The 19,864-nt window shown below is 43.0% G+C and carries 22 protein-coding genes; 11 read left to right on the plus strand and 11 right to left on the minus strand.

All coding sequences use genetic code 11. The features are described 5' to 3' along the window. Positions 1-16 precede the first annotated feature (16 nt). The 4 genes from NST56_RS19495 to NST56_RS19510 all read right to left on the minus strand — a co-directional run bounded on the left by NST56_RS19495 (position 17) and on the right by NST56_RS19510 (position 2,576). Entirely contained in the window at positions 17-829 is an 813-nt protein-coding gene (locus tag NST56_RS19495) for a flagellar hook-basal body protein (protein WP_010332178.1), read from the minus strand. Between the two features lie 159 nt (positions 830-988). Continuing rightward, on the minus strand, positions 989-1,990 hold the full coding sequence (gene mbl, locus NST56_RS19500; RefSeq protein WP_010332179.1) for a cell shape-determining protein Mbl: 1,002 nt from the start codon (positions 1,988-1,990) through the stop codon (positions 989-991). A gap of 179 nt (positions 1,991-2,169) precedes the next feature. Continuing rightward, a complete protein-coding gene (spoIIID, locus tag NST56_RS19505; RefSeq protein WP_010332180.1) occupies positions 2,170-2,451 on the minus strand; it encodes a sporulation transcriptional regulator SpoIIID in 282 nt (93 codons plus the stop codon). Positions 2,452-2,465: 14 nt separating this feature from the next. After that, the gene (locus tag NST56_RS19510; RefSeq protein ID WP_081720816.1) at positions 2,466-2,576 is read right to left on the minus strand and encodes a protein usd; all 111 of its coding nucleotides are present in this window, start codon (positions 2,574-2,576) and stop codon (positions 2,466-2,468) included. A gap of 222 nt (positions 2,577-2,798) precedes the next feature. Here NST56_RS19510 and NST56_RS19515 point away from each other — a divergent pair, with 222 nt between their 5' ends. Next, complete coding sequence (locus tag NST56_RS19515) at positions 2,799-3,212, plus strand: MarR family transcriptional regulator (protein ID WP_010332181.1); 414 nt, start codon at positions 2,799-2,801, stop codon at positions 3,210-3,212. 21 nt (positions 3,213-3,233) lie between these two features. Beyond that, a complete protein-coding gene (locus tag NST56_RS19520; RefSeq protein WP_268504455.1) occupies positions 3,234-4,430 on the plus strand; it encodes an MFS transporter in 1,197 nt (398 codons plus the stop codon). An 88-nt stretch (positions 4,431-4,518) separates the two neighbouring features. Here NST56_RS19520 and NST56_RS19525 read toward each other — a convergent pair whose 3' ends face one another. The 5 genes from NST56_RS19525 to NST56_RS19545 all read right to left on the minus strand — a co-directional run bounded on the left by NST56_RS19525 (position 4,519) and on the right by NST56_RS19545 (position 10,254). Then, a complete protein-coding gene (locus tag NST56_RS19525; RefSeq protein WP_339178595.1) occupies positions 4,519-5,928 on the minus strand; it encodes a right-handed parallel beta-helix repeat-containing protein in 1,410 nt (469 codons plus the stop codon). A 99-nt stretch (positions 5,929-6,027) separates the two neighbouring features. Next, positions 6,028-7,500 carry an allantoin permease gene (gene pucI, locus NST56_RS19530; RefSeq protein WP_229149812.1) on the minus strand — a complete coding sequence of 491 codons (1,473 nt, stop codon included), beginning with the start codon at positions 7,498-7,500 and terminating at the stop codon, positions 6,028-6,030. A gap of 179 nt (positions 7,501-7,679) precedes the next feature. Then, positions 7,680-9,041, minus strand: coding sequence for an MFS transporter (locus tag NST56_RS19535; RefSeq protein WP_339178600.1), 1,362 nt, complete (start codon positions 9,039-9,041; stop codon positions 7,680-7,682). Further along, positions 9,038-9,604, minus strand: coding sequence for a hydrolase (locus NST56_RS19540; protein WP_168748950.1), 567 nt, complete (start codon positions 9,602-9,604; stop codon positions 9,038-9,040). The genes NST56_RS19535 and NST56_RS19540 overlap by 4 nt, the downstream gene beginning before the upstream one ends. Positions 9,605-9,792: 188 nt before the next feature. Continuing rightward, on the minus strand, positions 9,793-10,254 hold the full coding sequence (locus NST56_RS19545; protein ID WP_010332187.1) for a hypothetical protein: 462 nt from the start codon (positions 10,252-10,254) through the stop codon (positions 9,793-9,795). 282 nt (positions 10,255-10,536) lie between these two features. Between NST56_RS19545 and amtB the strand changes: the two genes are divergently transcribed. From amtB to bcrC, 3 genes are all read left to right on the plus strand, one after another. After that, positions 10,537-11,751 carry an ammonium transporter AmtB gene (amtB, locus tag NST56_RS19550; protein ID WP_010332188.1) on the plus strand — a complete coding sequence of 405 codons (1,215 nt, stop codon included), beginning with the start codon at positions 10,537-10,539 and terminating at the stop codon, positions 11,749-11,751. An 11-nt stretch (positions 11,752-11,762) separates the two neighbouring features. Continuing rightward, a complete protein-coding gene (locus tag NST56_RS19555; protein ID WP_010332189.1) occupies positions 11,763-12,113 on the plus strand; it encodes a P-II family nitrogen regulator in 351 nt (116 codons plus the stop codon). Between the two features lie 182 nt (positions 12,114-12,295). After that, on the plus strand, positions 12,296-12,877 hold the full coding sequence (bcrC, locus tag NST56_RS19560) for an undecaprenyl-diphosphate phosphatase BcrC (RefSeq protein WP_229149818.1): 582 nt from the start codon (positions 12,296-12,298) through the stop codon (positions 12,875-12,877). 35 nt (positions 12,878-12,912) lie between these two features. Here the strand turns inward: bcrC and NST56_RS19565 are convergent, their stop codons facing one another. Continuing rightward, the gene (locus tag NST56_RS19565) at positions 12,913-13,335 is read right to left on the minus strand and encodes a VanZ family protein (RefSeq protein WP_010332191.1); all 423 of its coding nucleotides are present in this window, start codon (positions 13,333-13,335) and stop codon (positions 12,913-12,915) included. Positions 13,336-13,445: 110 nt separating this feature from the next. Then, positions 13,446-14,318 (minus strand): stage II sporulation protein spoIIQ, encoded by an 873-nt coding sequence (spoIIQ, locus tag NST56_RS19570; RefSeq protein ID WP_010332192.1) that lies wholly within the window; start codon positions 14,316-14,318, stop codon positions 13,446-13,448. Between the two features lie 142 nt (positions 14,319-14,460). Between spoIIQ and NST56_RS19575 the strand changes: the two genes are divergently transcribed. From NST56_RS19575 to NST56_RS19600, 6 genes are all read left to right on the plus strand, one after another. Further along, a complete protein-coding gene (locus NST56_RS19575) occupies positions 14,461-14,952 on the plus strand; it encodes a GNAT family N-acetyltransferase (protein WP_229149865.1) in 492 nt (163 codons plus the stop codon). Continuing rightward, positions 14,949-15,467, plus strand: a complete 519-nt coding sequence (locus NST56_RS19580; RefSeq protein ID WP_339178608.1) for a DUF5362 family protein — start codon at positions 14,949-14,951, stop codon at positions 15,465-15,467. Before NST56_RS19575 ends, NST56_RS19580 begins: the two co-directional genes overlap by 4 nt. 437 nt (positions 15,468-15,904) lie before the next feature. Further along, positions 15,905-16,909, plus strand: a complete 1,005-nt coding sequence (locus tag NST56_RS19585; RefSeq protein ID WP_010332195.1) for an SDR family NAD(P)-dependent oxidoreductase — start codon at positions 15,905-15,907, stop codon at positions 16,907-16,909. Positions 16,910-16,928: 19 nt separating this feature from the next. Further along, on the plus strand, positions 16,929-17,873 hold the full coding sequence (locus NST56_RS19590) for a GDP-mannose 4,6-dehydratase (protein WP_339178611.1): 945 nt from the start codon (positions 16,929-16,931) through the stop codon (positions 17,871-17,873). Between the two features lie 13 nt (positions 17,874-17,886). After that, positions 17,887-19,083, plus strand: a complete 1,197-nt coding sequence (gene pseC / locus NST56_RS19595; protein ID WP_268448142.1) for a UDP-4-amino-4,6-dideoxy-N-acetyl-beta-L-altrosamine transaminase — start codon at positions 17,887-17,889, stop codon at positions 19,081-19,083. A gap of 11 nt (positions 19,084-19,094) precedes the next feature. After that, a complete protein-coding gene (locus tag NST56_RS19600; RefSeq protein ID WP_326218521.1) occupies positions 19,095-19,853 on the plus strand; it encodes a glycosyltransferase family protein in 759 nt (252 codons plus the stop codon). Positions 19,854-19,864: the final 11 nt, after the last annotated feature.

Genomic DNA, 19,864 nt, shown 5'->3' on the forward strand with positions numbered 1-19,864 from the left:
TTTTTCTTCCGTTATCTTATATTTTTCCGATTTCATTGGCTGCTTTGTCCATACTTTTGTCATAAGCTTGAATGACCTTCTGGTTTGCTTCAAACGATCTGTACGCTTCAGTCATTTCTGTATAGGCGCTCGTCACATCAACATTCGAAAGCTCAGAAACGCCTTGTTTTAATGAATAAGATACTTGGTTATTGCCAGCCGCGCTCGGCAGGTCATTTCCGTCAGCCGTGCTGTACAAATCATTGCCATCTTTTTTTAGATTTCTGACATCCTCTGCCATTCTGACATCAATCTGTCCGGCTGTTCGTCCGTTCACAGTAACAGTACCGTTTTCAGACACGGTGAAATTTTCATTTTCGACCGTAATCGGCTGTCCTGTCGTTGATAAAATGGCATTTCCGTTAATCGTCAGCTGATTATTCTCATTTAAAGAAAACGTGCTGCTTTTTGAATAACGGACCCCATTCTCCGTTTGAACCGGATAAAAAAGGGCGGCATTTTCATTTGTTTCCGCATGAACCGGAACTTGATTTTCAACCAATGTGATGTCTGTAGGCTGATCCGTCGACTTGAGGCTTCCCTGTGTAAAAAGAGGCTTAAGCTCCTGCATATAGACACCGGTATTAACGGAACCGATTTCTGTTTTCGATGTGCCAGCCGGAGATTTTGATTCAATTCTGCTAAGAAGCATCTCAGGGAACGCGCGCAGCGAGCCTTGGTCTGCTTTATATCCGGATGTATTTGCGTTTGCGATATTATTTGAAAGCATTTCCGTTCTGCGCTCTTGGGCAATCATTGCGGATGTTGCGGTATATAATCCTTTTAACAAGTTTTCCACCTCTAAAATGGCATTTTTTCCAGTTGTCATATAGGAACATTCGTTCTATAATATAAATCAGTATTTTATCCTATTATCGGCATTTCCCATCAATTCGTGAAGAGTTTTCATAAAAAAACCCCATTCTTTTTCAGAATGAGGTTTGAGTGATCAGCTTAGTTTGCGTTTAGGAAGCTTGTCCATATTATCAAGCATAACACCTGTTCCGACTGCCACACAATCCATTGGATTTTCAGCGACAAGCACCGGAACCTTCAGCTCTTCAGCGAGCAGCTGGTCGAGGCCGTTTAAGAGTGCGCCTCCGCCGGTAATGATAACGCCGCGGTCAATGATATCAGCGGACAGTTCAGGCGGTGTTCTTTCAAGCACTTGTTTCGCAGCCTGCACAATAACAGCTACAGATTCACGAAGGGCTTCTTCTACTTCTTTGCTGTTTACTGTAATTGTTCTTGGAAGACCGGAAACCATGTCCCGTCCGCGAATGGAAATTTCTTCGTGACGTGCGTCTGGGAAAACTGTTGCGACTTTAATCTTAATATCTTCCGCAGTACGTTCGCCTATCAGCAGCTTGTACTCGCGTTTGATGTAATTTAAGATTTCCATGTCAAACTTGTCCCCAGCCATTTTAATAGAAGAGGAGGTGACAATATCGCCCATTGAGATGACTGCGATATCCGTCGTCCCGCCTCCGATGTCTACAACCATGTTACCGCTCGGCTGGAATATTTCCATACCCGCGCCAATAGCGGCAACTTTCGGTTCTTCTTCAAGGTACACATGTTTACCGCCGCTTTTTTCAGCAGCTTCTTTGATGGCTTTTTGCTCAACTGATGTAATATTCGTCGGGCAGCAAATAAGCATGCGCGGTTTTGAGAACAGGCCTTTTACGTTCAGCTTGTTAATAAAATGTTTCAGCATTGCTTCTGTTACTTCAAAGTCAGCAATAACTCCGTCTTTCAGCGGGCGAATCGCAACAATATTCCCAGGTGTACGTCCAACCATTCGTCTTGCCTCTTCGCCAACCGCCAGCACTTTGCCGCTGTTTTTATCAAGTGCAACTACGGAAGGTTCATTCAGAACAATTCCTTTACCTTTAACATGGATCAGTACATTTGCTGTACCGAGGTCAATACCAATATCCCTTGCAAACATCTATTTATATCCTCCTTGAAAATCTGTTTCACAGTAAATATCCACATTGTGCCCTAATTATATATATTATCATAAAATATAGAAAAAAAGTTGGAAGCACATTAAGTTCTTTACAAATTTTTGCGGATGATCTACAAACGATTTCCGGAAGACAATGCAGGCTGATTTGCCCTGGGTGATTATGGCTGGCGAACGGGCTCTCCTTCGAGAATTTCATCCTTTTTATACTTGAGTTTTGTTGCTTCTCCTCCTCTTAAATGCCTGATGGATTTATGATAATCGAGTATTTCTTTCACTTCGTTTGCCAAGTCAGGATTGATTTCAGGCAGACGCTCTGTTAAATCCTTGTGTACTGTACTTTTGGAAACACCAAATTCCTTCGCAATGACACGAACGGTTTTCTTTGTCTCCACGATGTACTTTCCTATCTTGATTGTTCGCTCTTTGATGTAATCGTGCACACCACTCGACCTCCCTAAAATGGATGTGAGAAGTGTGAAATGAGATCCGTATTCTGTAAAGAGTCATTCATTATGCAGCTTCTTTGTTGTATGATTTTACAAGTAAGTTTGTGAAATATGCCCACGATCCCTCACCTCAAACACTCTCTTTGTTAGGTTTGTAACAGTGTATTAGCATTCTTTTGGGAATATGCTAAAAACTCAATAAGGACAAGGGGTGAAACGAATTTTTCGGCTTCCGCTAACTATTTCGCGTCACTAAATTTTTATCTTTACATCCGTTCATCGCTCCTGTAAAATGAAAAAGCAATTAGTTACTTAGGTAAGTTTTTTAGAAGGAGACCGAAATGACCTACGTCAACAGACACCTCATTCATCAAATCAACCAAAGCGCCCGCCTGATTGCCAAAAAAGCCAATGAACAGCTGGAGCCATTCGGCCTTTACTCATCTCAATGGTCAGTTTTATATTGTTTGCGTACGATCGGACCAATGACTCAAAAGGAGATTTGGTCCTATTTAAATGTGGAAGCCCCGACCGTAACCCGGACGATCAAACGCCTTGAAGAAAACGGCTGGGTACAGAGACGGCAAGGTGAAGACAAACGGGAAAAACTCGTTGTCCTCACAAAAGAAGCAGAGAAGAAATACGAAGAAATCAATGTGAAAATGCTTAAATTTGAGGAAGAACTGCTCGCAGATTTCCGTGATGAAGATAAAGAAGCGTTTTCTCTTCTATTTCGTTTGTTTTTACAACAATGAAAATAAGGAAGTGACATACATTTGAAAAAGTCTGAACCAATTTGGACCAAAGATTTCATTATGGTCGTTCTCGTGAACTTGTTTGTTTTTGTGTTCTTTTATACATTTTTGACTGTTCTGCCTATCTATATGATGCAGGAGCTTGGCGGTACTGAATCTCAGGGAGGGCTGTTGATCAGTCTGTTCCTGTTATCCGCCATTTTCACTCGTCCTTTTTCAGGGGCTATTATAGAACGGTTTGGGAAAAAGAGGATGGCGATTGTATCGATGGCGATTTTTGCCCTTTCGTCTTTTCTTTACCTGCCGATTCATAACTTCTATTTGCTGCTTGGATTGCGGTTCTTCCAAGGAATCTGGTTCAGTATTTTAACCACTGTAACCGGCGCGATCGCAGCCGATATCATTCCAGTTAAACGCCGCGGCGAAGGGCTTGGATACTTTGCCATGTCTATGAACCTCGCAATGGCTATCGGTCCGTTTCTTGGATTGAGCCTAGTGAAAATTGTGCCTTTCTCTGTCTTCTTTACAATTTTTGCGGTGTTTATGATTGTCGGGCTGTTTGTTACATTACTCATTAAAGTGCCAAACAGCCTCAGCAGCGGAACGACTGTATTCCGTTTCTCTCTTTCGGATATGTTTGAAAAAGGCGCGCTTAAGATTGCGATTGTAGGGCTGTTTATATCATTCTGTTATTCAACAGTTACAGCATTTTTGTCCGTTTTTGCTAAGTCTATTGATCTATTAAATGTCAGCGGCTACTTCTTTGTTTGCTTTGCTGTTACGATGATGGTTGCGCGTCCGTTTACAGGCAAACTGTTCGATAAAGTCGGAGCGGGGATTGTGATTTACCCTTCAATCCTGATTTTCTCTGTCGGACTTTGCATGCTTGCCTTTACGCACAGCAGCTTGATGCTGCTATTATCCGGAGCTGTGATCGGGCTCGGATACGGCTCAATCGTGCCGTGCATGCAAACGCTGGCGATACAAAATTCACCGGCACACCGTTCAGGGTTTGCGACAGCAACGTTCTTTACGTTCTTTGACAGCGGAATTGCCGCAGGATCGTATGTGTTCGGATTATTCGTTGCTTCCGCAGGCTTCTCATCTATTTACTTATCAGCGGGTCTATTCGTTCTGATTTCTCTTCTTCTCTATGCATGGAGCCAGAAAAAACCTGCTGTAGCCGAACCTGAAGGAAAAGTGTCGATTGCAGAATAGCTAGTCAGACTGCCGGAATTTGCCGGCAGTCTTTTTTTGCATAAAAAACGGCATTCTGCTCCGTTTAACGGAATAGAATGCCGCTTGTTCATGATTCAATAATCGGACGCGCAGGTGAATCCGGATCTAATGTAAAATCAAAAGACTCTTCGTCGCGATACATCGGATCTGCATAGAGAGAGCCAACATCGTTTTTCGTTGCTTTTTGATAGGACGGAAATGAGTCGTATTCTGTCTTTTTCCACATCCATAAGCCGTCTTTATCTGCTTCCTTATGGTAAACGTTATGATTGACTGTATTTCCTTCATTGGTTTTAAATTCGTTGGCAATAAACAGCCTAGAGTCACTTGCCGTCATAATATTTTTTTCTATTATGTTGTTTTTTGTATCATGCTGCAGCAATAGCTGACCGCCATACAGCCCTTTTGTGTCGTTTCGGAACATCATGTTGTGAGCAATCACAGAACCGGCGGTGCCGCCACGCTCCTTGTCGTATCCGCCGATTGAAATCCCCGTATACGCATTCTGATACACCTTGTTGTCGGTAATCTTTATATCCTCAGCATATTTCCCTTTGTGCTCAGAGGTTGCTTCAATTCCGATATCGTTTCTGTATACCGTGTTTTTCCTGATGTCAATACTGCGTCCTCCGTCGACATAGATTCCGCCCGCTGAGTACTCATCTCCATAAGCCGGATTTCCGAAAGTTGAATGATGATAGACAGTATTGTTTTCTACGATGCCGTTCCTCACATAATCGTTTTGATCTGCCGTTCCTTCATATCCGATAAGATCGATGCCAATATTGTTATTATCACGGACCAAATTTCCCGCAATTGTAAAGCCGTCAATGTTTCCGTTTAGCACAACCGCTTCACTCGCTCCGAGTGTCAGCTTTTCAACGGTATTATCCATGATTTTAATGTCTTTCATGCTTCCCGTTCCATACACTGCAATTCCGTGGGCATTGCCCTCATCTGCCGTTGTTTTTATATTCCGAACATGATTACCCTTAATCGTGATATGGCTGCTGGAGCCAGTCACATAAATTCCCATGGCGGTTGCTTCTTCAGATGAAACAGAGAGATTCTCAATCGTTAAACCGCTGATTGTGATGTAATGTTTATTGTCTATGCCGATTAACGGCGTTTCATATTTTGCGCTCGTAATAGATTTCCCGGTAATCACTGCTTTTTCGTTCTGATAGTTTCGAAACGTGACAGGCTTCCCGTCCGTGCCGCTATGCTTCACATCAAGCGGTTCATCATACGTGCCTTCACGGATTAATACGGTTGTTCCGGCAACAGCTTCCTTAGCGGCGTGCGCCAGTGTACGAAATGGCTTAGTTTTCGTCCCTTCATTTTGATCATTGCCGTTAGGAGAAACATATAAACAGTTCACTGATTCATGTTCATTTGCTGTCGTCTTATCATAGATTAAAGCGATGATCACAGCAGTTAAAACAACTGCAGCAGAAATAAAAAATGGTAGCTTCATATGGGATTCTCATTTCTATTTAGAATGGATTTTCTTCTATCATTATAGGTTATCCATTTATGGAAAACCATCTCAAATCCATTCCACTGCAGAAAACGCTTATTCCGCACGAAGCACCTGTTCAGAATCATACTTTCCGACAGCAGATGATACTGGCGGGTGAATCCGCATCAGAGCAATATAGACAAGAAATGATGTCAGTACACCTACAAACCATGAGATGTCATATAAGCCCTTTAATGCGGGGACATACATCCCGATTAATGAGATGAGTGCGCCTAAAAGCGTGGCCGCGAATGCCCGGTAGTTATAGCCTTTAAAATACACATACCGTCCGGTTTCGGAATATAGGTCATCAACCGAGAGCTCCCGCTTGCGAATGATAAAGTAATCAGCCATCATGACGCCTGCCACCGGACCGAGCATGCCGCCGATTAAACCGAGAAACGCATAAACGCTGGTTGCGCTCTCCATGAGCTTCCACGGAACCGTAAATAAAGCGAGCAGGGCTGTGATAAAGCTGCCTCGTTTAAAATTAATATATTTCGGCAAAGCATTCGCAATATCATAAGCGGGAGACACGATGTTTGCTGCGACATTAACTGAAATGGTGGCAATACAGAGCGTAATCACAGATAATACGATGACATAAGGATTATCAAACCTCGCCAAAATATCAACCACGTCCCAAATCGGCTCGCCGAAAGCAACCTGTGAACCGGAGGTCACCGTAATACTGGCAAACGCAAATAACGCGAAGGTTCCCGGCAAGCCGTAAAACTGGCCTTTAATCTGCTCTTTTTGCGTTTCCGCAAACCGTGTAAAATCAGGTATGTTTAAAATTAACGTTGCCCAGATACCTATAATGCCGGTGACTCCGGCAGCAAACGGCCAAAACGTTTCTGAAAACGTGTGAAATTTCCCAGGCTGCGAATAGATCGGCCCGAGTCCTCCGGCTATATCGACCGCCCACCATACCATGCCGCCAAACACCACATACACTAAAGGACCTGCCCAAACCTCGAAACGCTTAATTGATTCCATACCGTGATGCAATACAAGTAAGTGCACAGCCCAAAAGAATACGAAAGAGAGGAAACCAGACAAGTGGATACCCAGAATATTCCACTCCCCGCCAATCTCTCCCCAGCCGGGCCACATATTTAACAGCAAAATGTTCAGCGCCGTGCTCCCGGCAAAGGTTTGAATACCAAGCCACATAATGGCTGTAAAAGCCCTCAGAAGCGCCGGAATGTTCGCGCCGTAAATTCCGTAAGAAGCCCGGATAATCACAGGAAATGGCAGCCCGTATTTTGTCCCTGCATGCCCGTTTAAAGCGAGTGCGCCGAACAAAATAAGCGAGGCCGTAATAATGATCGCCAGCACCTGCCACGGTGAAAGCCCAATCGCAATTAATCCTCCCACTGTCGCGTAGGTCGGTATATTATGTATGCATCCCATCCAAATGGAGGCAAAGTTCATTGCTTTCCACGTGCGTTTTTCCTGTCCTAAAGGCAGCAGATCCTCATTGCTCAGCCTATTTGATTGCAGATGGCCCTCTTTTAATTCCATAGCCGGCTCCCCTTTCAGCTTGTCTATCTTCCGTCATATGTATAGTTTTCTAACATCACATGTGACTTAATATAACTGAAAAGTCAGACAAATACATTGGCTATGATACACAAACCTTTTATTCATTTTTGAGCATCCTAAACAAGAAAAGAGACAGACTCGTATATCTGTCTCTTTTCTCATGAACTTGTTTTCATTAAGGCGGTGAATCTCAAAGCCATAAACAAACTCAATCCGCCTACAGCAATAAGGATCATTCCCATGATATCAAAATGAGCCGCTGTAATCTCTTTACCGAACAGAAGGCCCAGAATCACCGATGACAAAATCGAACCAAGGTAACGGCACGTTTGGAACAGGCCTGAGGTAGTTCCCACCATGTCTGAAGGGCTCGTTTTCAGCATCGCTGCCTGAAGCGCTACGTTTCCAAGTCCATAACCGATGCCGAGCAGCGACAGGATCAAGCCTTTCCCGATAACCGGAACGCTGATAAAAAAGACCGTTAATAGCACAGCGCCCGCGGTCATCAGAAGCGATCCCGCCAATATCGGCTTAATGACTCCCGATCGATCAATCCACTTGCCTGTAATGGGCGATATAGCGATGCTCATACCCGACATGAACAGCATAAACAGACCGCTCGTTTGGACAGAAAGATGCATTTCATCTTGAAAATAACTCGGCAGCCCGAAAAATAAACAGTAGAAGAATACGTTGAGTAAAATAAACTGAACGTATACCGCTGACAGACTTCGCTGCGTTTTAAACAGACGGACATCAATAAACGGCTTCTCCGTTTTCAGCTCACGCCAGACAAATGCGGCAAGCAGAATGACACCAATCACACCTTCTGACATATGCGGGGATGTGCTGAACGAAAGCAAAAAGGACAGGAGCAAAATGATCCCGCCGGCAAACAAAAGGATTCCCGGAACATCTAGCTGCCGGATAACCGCTCTGATCCCCACCCCTTTTTTCTGATCCTTTGGGAACATATACATCCCTAACAGGAAGCTGAGGATAATAAACGGCAGATTGACGATAAAAATTGCCGGCCAGCCGCCCCAGACAATCAAAAAACCGCCGACTGTCGGCCCCAGCGCCGTCATTGCAGATGCAAATATGGACAGAACCGCCATGGCTGAAGCCTGGCGCTCATGTATGTGGTTTCGTATCAGCCCGACTCCCGACGGATAAATCGCACTGCTCCCCACCGATTGAAACAGCCGCATGACCAATAATGTCATAAAGGTTGGCGCAAGCGGCGCCCCGATGGCGGAAACCGCCACAAGAATAAGCCCGAATAAAAACAACCTTTTCCGCCCAATCAAATCGCCAATCTTTCCCGTCACAGGCTGGGCCACAGCACTCGCCAAATAGAAAGAGGAGATCAGCCAGGAAACCGTCGTAAATGACAGGTGAAACTCATGCTGGATGCTGTGGAGCGCCAGAGAAATCATAGACGAGTTCAGCGGATTCAGCATCGTTCCTGAAGCTACCGCTGTTAAAAAGACAGCACGGCTCTTTTTTGATATTTTCATTTCACTTGTGATAAAAATTCTTCTGTTGTCCGCGATTTGCCGATTCTCGGGAAAATAAAGCGCAGTGTCGCTTCATGCTCTTCCTCACTGAACGTGGACATCGCGTCAGTAATAAAAATCTGCTGATAGCCAAGCTGAAAGGCCTCGCGAGCCGTACTTTCCACTCCGATATTCGTGGCAATGCCGCATAGTACAATGGTATCAATGCCGCGGCGTCTCAGCTGCAAATCTAAGTCCGTGCCGAAAAACGCGCCCCACTGGCGTTTGGTCACTGTATAATCTCCGTCCTGCACACCGATTTCCGGAACAAATTCCGCCCAGTCCGCCGGCATTTCACCTGAACCTTCCTGCGCCTGTTCATCCGTTTCCGGCTTTAGCGCATCTGCTCCGTCATGGAAGGCTACATTCACAAAGCTGATAAAGCCGTTATGCTTTCGGAATTCGTCAACAAGTTTTTTCGCATTCGGGACAACCTGTCCGCTTTTGTCTATTGGCACAATTCCTTTTTGCAGATCAATGATAACCAATGCTGTGTTTTGAAAATCAATGGTAAGTGTGTTCATTTTGCGTTTCCTCCTGATGCTGGTTAGTGTTTCTCACATCCCATATTTTACTCTTCACTTCACATGAATTCTTGCATGACGCTTGTGAAGTTCTCAGGAGAAGCACTTATCTCACGATTTTTCTTTTATATAAAAATAAAAGGTGGTGCATACAAACATACCGGCAAGCACTGCGATCATAAAAGTTGTCATAGCTTCGTCACCTGCCTGCCGTTAATCGGCTGCTGATTAAACATGCCCATAAATTTGCGGCGGTCAATCCAAAGCAGAATCAAACACATGATCATTAATATCGTACTGAGATCCTGCACGCCAATATCAAAACAATAGTTAATCATGACGATGTTCACAATAATCGGCATAAATACAACGGCACCTAACGCAGATGTTCTTGGAATCAACAGCAAAACTGCAGCAATGATTTCTCCAAAGCCTATAAATACTTCATAGACATGAGAATAACCAAAAAATGTCCACGCAATTGTAAATCCCTTTCCCGCTGCAGCTTCAATTTCAGGCCTTACTTCACCAAACTGCCCTATGACCACTTTCGCCAGGCCGTACACAACAAAATTAAAGGCCAAAAACAACCGGAATGTCGCCGGAATGGACTTTCTTAACGCTCTCAGCAGCCTGCTGCCTTTATTCATATCGCATCCTCCTCAGTGTATTATATCAACTAATACACTTGATACAGTATACGACATTCTATTTTTTGTCAATTCCCTTTTTTCTCATAAAATTAGAGTTATTTTATAGACACAAAGTCTTGTATAGTAAATACCGTTTTTTCTTCCCTCTTCCGCATCGATAACACACACTAAAAAAGCATGTTAGGAAATCTAACATGAAAATGTTTTATCATTCTTTTTTCTCTATAATGAAGAAATATAATAATTGCTTTTATTCTGAAAGATACGGAGGAATGAGACATGCAAATGGGCGATACAGTATTTATGTTCTTTTGCGCTTTACTCGTGTGGCTGATGACCCCGGGGTTAGCGTTATTTTATGGAGGAATGGTAAAAAGCAAAAATGTGCTGAGTACAGCAATGCACAGTTTCTCTTCCATTGCCATCGTATCCATTGTTTGGGTTTTATTCGGATATACACTTGCCTTTGCTCCAGGCAACTCACTGATTGGCGGACTGGAGTGGGCAGGTCTGAAGGGGGTCGGATTTGATCCGGGTGATTACAGCGACACGATTCCCCATTCATTATTTATGATGTTCCAAATGACGTTCGCGGTTCTGACAACTGCCATCATTTCCGGGGCTTTCGCAGAGCGGATGCGATTCGGCGCTTTTCTTTTATTCTCGGTTTTATGGGTTTCATTGGTTTACACGCCGGTTGCTCACTGGGTATGGGGCGGCGGCTGGATCGGCCAGCTTGGCGCGCTTGATTTCGCAGGCGGAAACGTTGTTCATATTTCTTCCGGGGTGGCTGGCCTTGTTCTGGCCATCGTGCTCGGCAAACGAAAAGACGGCACAGCGTCTTCTCCGCATAACCTCATTTACACCTTCTTAGGAGGCGCCCTGATTTGGTTCGGCTGGTTCGGTTTTAACGTCGGCAGCGCCCTGACATTAAACGATGTGGCCATGTACGCCTTTATTAATACAAACACGGCAGCTGCAGCGGGGATTGCCGGCTGGATATTGGTGGAATGGATCATCAACAAAAAACCGACGATGCTCGGCGCGGTATCAGGAGCGATCGCAGGACTTGTGGCCATTACGCCGGCGGCCGGGTTTGTCACACCGTTTTCTTCTATTATCATTGGCATCATTGGCGGAGCGGTTTGCTTCTGGGGTGTCTTCTCGCTGAAACAGAAATTCGGATATGATGACGCGCTTGATGCCTTTGGCCTGCACGGCATCGGCGGCACATGGGGCGGCATCGCGACAGGATTGTTCGCAACAACTTCAGTCAACTCCGCTGGTGCAGATGGTTTATTCTACGGGGATGCAAGTTTAATCTGGAAACAAATTGTAGCGATCGCCGCAACTTATGTTTTTGTATTTATTGTCACATTCGTTATTATTAAAATTGTAGGCCTCTTCCTTCCCCTACGCGCAACCGAAGAAGAAGAATCACTCGGGCTTGATTTAACAATGCACGGGGAAAAAGCATATCAAGATTCTATGTGAGGAGTGACGCTATGAGCGGTCAAATGTTCAAGGTAGAAATTGTAACGCGTCCGGCAAATTTTGAAAAGCTGAAGCAGGAACTCGGAAAAATCGGAGTCACCTCTCTGACCTTCTCCAATGTTCACGGCTGCGGGCTTCAAAAAGCACATACGGAGCTTTATCGAGGGGTAAAAATAGAAAGCAATGTATATGAACGGTTAAAAATCGAAATCGTGGTCAGCAAGGTTCCTGTTGATCAAGTAACTGAGACCGCTAAGCGGGTTCTGAAAACGGGATCACCGGGTGACGGTAAAATCTTTGTCTATGAAATCGGCAATACGATTAATATCCGCACCGGCGAAGAAGGACCTGAAGCGCTGTAATATCGTTAAGAGATTCGGACACTCCGGATCTCTTTTTTTGCGAACAGAAAAAACCCCCAGAAAACGTGGTACCCATTCGAATCCTCTTCAAGCACCATGATTTCAGACAATCTCTATTTTTATTTGAAACTTTTTCTGAGTAAGATGAGTCTACTTAATATAAAAATGTAAAAGGTGATTATTTGAATTACGAAATATTTAAAGCTATCCATGGATTATCTCATCACAATTCTGTTCTCGATTCCATTATGGTTTTCATAACGGAATACGCGATCGTTGCCTATGCGCTTATCTTATTGGTGATGTGGCTGTTCGGGAACACACAAAGCAGAAAGAACGTGCTTTACGCAGGAATTACAGGAATTGCGGGTCTTGTGATTAATTTCTTGATTACACAAGTTTATGTTGAACCGCGCCCTTTCGTCGCTCACACAGTGCATACGCTGATTCCGCACGATGCAGATGCTTCTTTTCCGAGTGACCACACAACGGGAGCGCTAGCTATTTCGATTGCAATGCTTTTCAGAAACCGTAAAATCGGCTGGCCGCTCGTCATCTTCGGGCTTTTGACCGGTTTTTCACGAATTTGGGTGGGACATCACTATCCTGTAGATGTGTTGGGCAGTCTTGTTGTCGCGATCATTATCGGGTTCCTGTTCTTTAGATTTTCAGATTTTCTTCGCCCGCTCGTTGATTTAATCGTTCGAATCTATGAAGCGATTATCAATAAAATAACGAAAAAACCAACCGATCAAAATTTCTAAGATAAAGCCGGCCTCTGAATGGAAGAGCGCCGGCTTTAATATTTTTCATACATCTCATGTCTTTTCCGTTTTGCGAGACCAAATAATCCAATAAACAGGGCAATCCCAACACTGTCAATGAGTACATCCCGGATGCAGCCGTTTCTGCTGAAGAAAAGCTGAATGATTTCTGTAAAAACGGCAAACATGAATGCTCCGGCCGAGGCCCATTTGATATTGTTCCATTGCTTCCACAGCAAATATGTCAGCACGAAGAAAGAAAACGCGTGCCCGATTTTTTGAATTACAGCTTCAGGCGTAGTCAGCTGAGCAAAATCCATGTCTAAAAATTGGTATAGATCAGGATGCGGATGAAAATGAAATGTCACTGTCTGCGACACCACCATATCGCTGAAGCTTTCTGTGCAGACAGAGAGTAAAATGAAGAAGGTCCAGCCCGCAAGTAATAGACGATTCATCTAAACAGCCTCCTTTCCAGCAGCATCTTGTGCATGTAAATACATAGACGGCACAGTGAAACAAAAAGTAACAAAAAAAACGCCTATCACACCGATAGACGTTTTCTTCATTAAGACTGTTCAGTGTCTTCTGTTGTGCTGCTTTCTTTGGAACCAGATTTGTCAGTTGAATCATCCGTTTTGTCTCCGGATTTTTCTTCAGTTCCTTTTTCAGTTGAACCATCCTTTTTTTCAGATGATTGCTGAATGGATTCTTCTGTTTCCTCAGTTGCAGCTTTCTCTTCTGCAGCTGCCGCTTTTTCAATAGAAGAAACCGGCTTGTCCATAAAGTTCAGCGGGTTCATAGCAACTCCGTCTTTACGGATTTCAAAGTGTACGTGGTTACCGCTTTCTTCGCTGTAAAGGTTCTTGCCAGACTTTCCGATGACTTGATTTTGCTTCACCTTGTCGCCTTGCTCAACACCTACTTCAGAAAGTGATTGATACACAGTAGATAAACCATCAGCATGTTCAATTTCCACAACATATCCCAGCACTGGATCTTTTTCAGCTTTGACAACCGTACCGCTTAGAGAAGCAGAAACATCGAAATCTTTTCCGTCTTTCTCAGCTAAGTCAATTCCTTTGCTTAGGCTGTACGTGTTATTATAGGTAACGAGTGCTGCTTCTTTTTCTTCTTTTGCGGCATCAGTTTCATAGAACTTTTTCACAACAGAAACGTTTTCAGAATCAACAACCGGCATTGCGACATTTTCCATAGACTTTCCTACTTCAACTGCATCGTCGTTGTTGTCATACGCGGAGCTTCCGCCGTTATCAGCTAACTGATCCTTTACCTCATCATTTGATACAGATTGATACCAAAGGACAGCTGTTAAAATGACGGCCGCACTGACTAAGTAAATTGCAGGGAACACCCAGCGTTTACGAAAAAACTGCTGAAGTTTTTTGACTTGAGAAGTTTTCTTTTCTTCCTCTCTCATTGTTTCATCACCTCAGCAACATTCTGAACACTTTTCTGAAAATATATACACTGATATAAAAAACTTTTTTAGATATAGTTTGTGCAGGCTGATAAGAAAGTATGTCATTTTTTTTTGAGAGGAGAACCAGATACGTATGAACTTGACATTACGTCTTGCTGAAAAAAAGGATATAGAAGCGGTTGTTGCGATTTATAACTCAACGATTGCCTCACGGATGGTAACAGCCGATACTGAACCGGTAACAACGGAAGACCGGATGGCGTGGTTTTTGGGACATACAGACGAACGGCCGCTGTATGTTGCTGAGGATGAAAGCGGGGACGTGGCTGCCTGGATCAGCTTTGAAAGATTTTACGGCAGGCCTGCTTATAATAAAACAGCCGAGATCAGCATATACATTCATGAATCATGCCGCGGCAAAGGCGCCGGAAATCACTTGCTTCAGGAAGCGCTCCGCATCGCGCCGGAGCTTGGCATCCGCTCGCTTATGGCCTTCATTTTCGGACATAATAAGCCTAGCCTGAAGCTGTTTGAAAAGCACGGTTTCAAGGAATGGGGGTTATTCCCCGGCATTGCTGAAATGGACGGCAAGCGATATGACTTAAAAATATTAGGGAGAGAGCTATCATGATTAGTCTTGATAAAGATGAAAACCATATTGAAACTCACCACGAAGAAAACAGCGTGACCGAGCAGGAGAACAACAGCACAGAGGGCGAAAAACGTGAGCTGAGCGCTGCTGCTGTCAAATCGCTTTCAGACATTGCAAAGTGGGGCAAAATCACAGGAATTCTTTTAATCGTCATGGGTGCGCTGACTGCCCTGTCGGCTTTAATGACAATCATAGGCGCTATTCCAGGCGTCCTGCTCATTATTTCAGGCGTATTTCTGATGCGGTCGGCAAAAGCAGCAAGAGAGGCAAGCGGAAACCTGACCGGCAGTGCGGGTGAAAGCATGCTGGAGAACTACGGGAAATTTATCAAAATGCAATTATTCTACGCTGCATCAAGTATCGCCGCAGGCCTCATCGGAATCATTCTGCTTATTTTCTTCCTCGTATTTGTCGGCATCGCCGCTTTTGAGGATATGGATACGTATGAAGACCCGGATTCCTATTATTATGAAGATGGGCCCGTCTTTGAATAAAGGTGTGGATCTGACCTCCGAAAGAAAGACACGAATAGCAAAGGTATGAGTTCGGTATTGAACCGGACTCATGCCTTTTTATTATGTTCTCCTCAAATTTTCTGCGTTATCGTCATTCATCCAGGCACGCTCTTCGGTGTGACATACTTTGTATAGCATCCCTATCTTATATGTTAGAAACAATCAGGACATCTCTCCATTTACATCGCAGGACACAGACAGTTATATGATTTCTCATTCAAAATATTTGTTTCTATTTAGACCATTAAGCAGCTATTCCCCCACCGCCCCGCAGATGTACTCTCTATGTTTTATGGTTTTTCAAAAATAATAGTTGAATCGATTAGGCTAGAGCAAACACAGAGTTTTGTAACAAGCATATACTTCAATAACCGACATTTTTTCATCCATTTAAGAAAAAGGAAGTGGATATACTTGTGTTTTTCAAAGATAAAAAAATACTCATAATTGGCGGAACAGGTACGATTGGAAAAAGTCTTCTAAAACAAATTCTTAAGGATCAGCCAAAGGTTGTTCGTATATTTAGCAGAGATGAATATAAACAATTTATGTTGGAAAATGAAATCGGTCCCAGAAAGGATATTAGATTTTTAATAGGAGATGTGCGAGATTATGACCGGGTGTTAAATGCTATGGACAGCATTGACTACGTCTTCCATACTGCTGCCATGAAGCATGTTCCTGCTTGCGAATACAATCCCTATGAAGCAGTCCTCACCAATATTATAGGAACCAATAATGTCATTAAAGCGGCAGTGGCCCAAAACGTAAAAAAAGTAGTGTTTACAAGTTCAGATAAAGCAATATCACCAACGAATGCATATGGAGCAACAAAACTCACAGCTGAAAGATTAATTTCTGCAGCAGAATACAGTAAGGGAAAAGCTTCGACGGTTTTTTCTTGTGTTCGGTTTGGAAATGTAATTGGTTCAAGGGGTTCCGTGGTTCCCTTGTTTATAGAACAAATCTTAACGCAAAAAAAGGTGACTGTTACGGATTTAAAGATGAATCGCTTTATGATGACACTGGATCAGGCGACATCTTTATTAATTGGTGCATTAAAGGAATCTCAGGGCGGCGAAATCTTCATATTAAAAATGCCTGTCATATCACTGCATGACTTAGTGTCAGTCGTCGTGGAAGAAACATGCAAAAAACAGAATATGAATATTGATGAAATAGAAATACAAGAAATCGGTTTGCGGCCCGGAGAAAAAATGTATGAAGAACTGATGACTTATGACGAGTCGACAATGGCTTTGGAGCTGCCTGACATGTTTGTTATCCCTTCAACTTATGGGGAGAAAAATCATTATACCCAAGCGAAAAAAGCAACTGAAGGGACTTATAGTTCAAATGACCAAAAGCAAATTTCAAAAGAAGAGGTCCTTGCATTATTAAAATCGCAAACATTACTTTAATTCGGGAAGGAAGATGATCATGAAAGTTCTCGTCACTGGAGGAGCAGGTTTTATCGGCAGATGGGTTGTGAAAAAATTATTAGAAGACCGTCATCAAGTATGGGTATTGGATGATTTATCGAACGGGCGTTTAGAAAATATAGAAGACCTGAAAAACGACCCTGGTTTTATCGAATTTATCCATGGTGATATAAAGGATGTAAAAACATTAGAGGATCTTTTCTCGACAAAATTTGATATTTGCTACCATTTAGGTGCAAGCATCAACGTACAAGATAGCATCGACGATCCGAAAACCACATTTGAAAATGACACAATCGGTACTTTTAACATTTTAGAATTATGTAAGCAGCATAATGTAAAAGTTGTTTTTATGAGTACCTGCATGGTATATGACCGAGCTGCATTTGCTGAAGGTATTAAAGAAACAGATCCTATTAAACCCGCTTCACCTTATGCCGGGTCAAAAATCGCGGCTGAAAATATGGTGCTCTCCTATTATCACGCATACGGTCTCCCTGCGGTTGTTATACGTCCGTTTAATACGTATGGGCCTTACCAAAAAACAGGCGGTGAAGGCGGAGTAGTTGCTATTTTTATAAAAAACAAATTGGACGGTAAAAAGCTGCATATATATGGTGACGGCACACAAACCCGTGATCTTTTATATGTAGAGGATTGTGCTGATTTCGTCGTGCAGGCTGGTTATTCCCAAAAAGCAAACGGTGAAATTATAAACGCAGGCCTTGGAAGAGATATATCGATTAATGAATTAGCAGAATTAATTGCAGGCGATAAACAAAACATTCACCATGTAGAGCATATACATCCTCAAAGTGAAATTCCAAAATTGTTATGTAACTACGAAAAAGCAAAAAAAATTCTTAATTGGAGCCCGCAGGTCAGTTTGGAGGAAGGAATAAGAAAAACAGAAGAATGGATTAAGAGAACGAATCTCATTTAATAGGAGAATGAAAATGACCAGTGAGAATAAATTAGCAATGACAGGCGGTAAGCCTGTCAGAGATTCATATCTTCCATACGGCAGGCAATGGTTAGATGAAGATGATATACAATCAGTAGTTGACGTTTTACGGGGAGACTATTTGACGACGGGACCAGCAATCGACTTATTCGAAGAAAAAGTCGCAGACTATGTTGGCAGCCGCTATGCTGTTGCATTTTCCAGCGGAACAGCTGCTTTACATGCGGCTTGCTTTGCTGCGGGAATTTCACAGGGAGACGAAGTCATTACGACACCCATCACATTTGCGGCAAGTGCCAATTGCATTTTGTACATGGGAGCCAAACCGGTTTTCGCAGATATTGATCCGCACACATACAATATTGACCCTGATTCCATTGAAAAGCTGATCACTCCAAAAACAAAGGCTATTATACCGGTAGATTTTACAGGACAGCCGGTGAATCATGATCAGATTCAAAAAATTGCAAAAGCCCATAACTTGATCGTTATTGAAGATGCTGCCCATGCATTAGGCGCTTCGTATAAAGGGGTAACAATCGGTTCAATCAGTGATATGACGATGTTTAGTTTCCACCCTGTTAAACATATTACAACCGGTGAAGGCGGAATGATAACAACTAATAATAGAGAATATTATGAGAAGCTGCTCCAATTCCGCAGTCACGGAATTACCCGCGACCCTAAAAAGCTAAGCCAAAACCATGGATCGTGGTACTATGAAATGCACTTTCTTGGATTCAATTATCGGATGACAGATATCCAAGCTTCATTAGGCATCAGCCAATTGCAAAAATTAGATGATTTTATTGAAAAACGAAGACATCTTGCCAGGATCTACAACGAAAAATTAAAAACAATCTCCCACATTCATCTCCCAATTCAAGATGCAGCCTCAACTTCCAGCTGGCACCTTTACGTCATTGAGTTAAAGCTAGATTCGCTTAAAGGAAATCGCGATGATATTTTCAACGCTCTGCAAAAAGAGAATATAGGTGTTAACGTCCACTATATACCTGTTTATTTACACCCTTATTATCAACGTTTAGGTTATCAAGAGGGCTTATGCCCAAATGCCGAAAAGCTGTATAAAGGAATGATCACCTTGCCTCTGTTTCAATCGATGAACGAAAAAGATGCAGACGATGTTATAAAAGCACTAAAGAAAGTAGTGAATTATTATTCGTAGGAGGTGGTTAGGTGAAAGTAACGGCTATTATCCAAGCACGGATGGGCTCCAGCCGATTGCCGGGTAAAGTGTTGAAAAAAGTGTTGAATAGGCCTTTGCTGGAATATCAAATTGAAAGAATCAAAAGAGCAGCACTTATTGATGATATTGTGATCGCCACGACTACAAATGCGATAGATCAACCCATTGTTGAGTTAAGTAAGAGATTGTCTCTTACTTATTATTGCGGGTCAGAAACCGATGTTTTATCAAGGTACTACGAAGCAGCAAAAATAAGCAACGCGGAAAATGTCGTCCGACTAACCTCTGACTGCCCTATTATTGATTATCGTGTGATTGATAAGGTAATAAAATGTTACCTGGATTCAAAGGGCCAATATGATTATGTGTCTAACACCTTACAGCGAACGTATCCCCGCGGAATGGATATAGAGGTTTTTTCAGCTTCTTCGTTAGAGAAAGCTTATCACGAGTCCAGCCTTGACTACGAACGGGAACATGTCACACCCTTTATTTACCTGAATCCAGATCGATTCAGCTTAGCTAATATCACCTATACCGAAAATCAGAAACAGCATAGATGGACTGTAGATACGCAAGAGGATTTTTTATTAATCAAAAACATTATTGAAAAACTTTACCCAACTAAACCTGACTTCAGCCTAGAGGATACCCTAACATTATTGAACGAGTTTCCAGAATGGTCATTGCTCAATGCCCGGATAGAACAAAAAGAAATCATCAATGAAGCCGACAATAAATCCAAGTGATTGAGGTGCTG

It is taken from the genome of Bacillus sp. FSL R5-0560, from assembly GCF_037966305.1.
GTDB lineage: Bacteria > Bacillota > Bacilli > Bacillales > Bacillaceae > Bacillus > Bacillus mojavensis.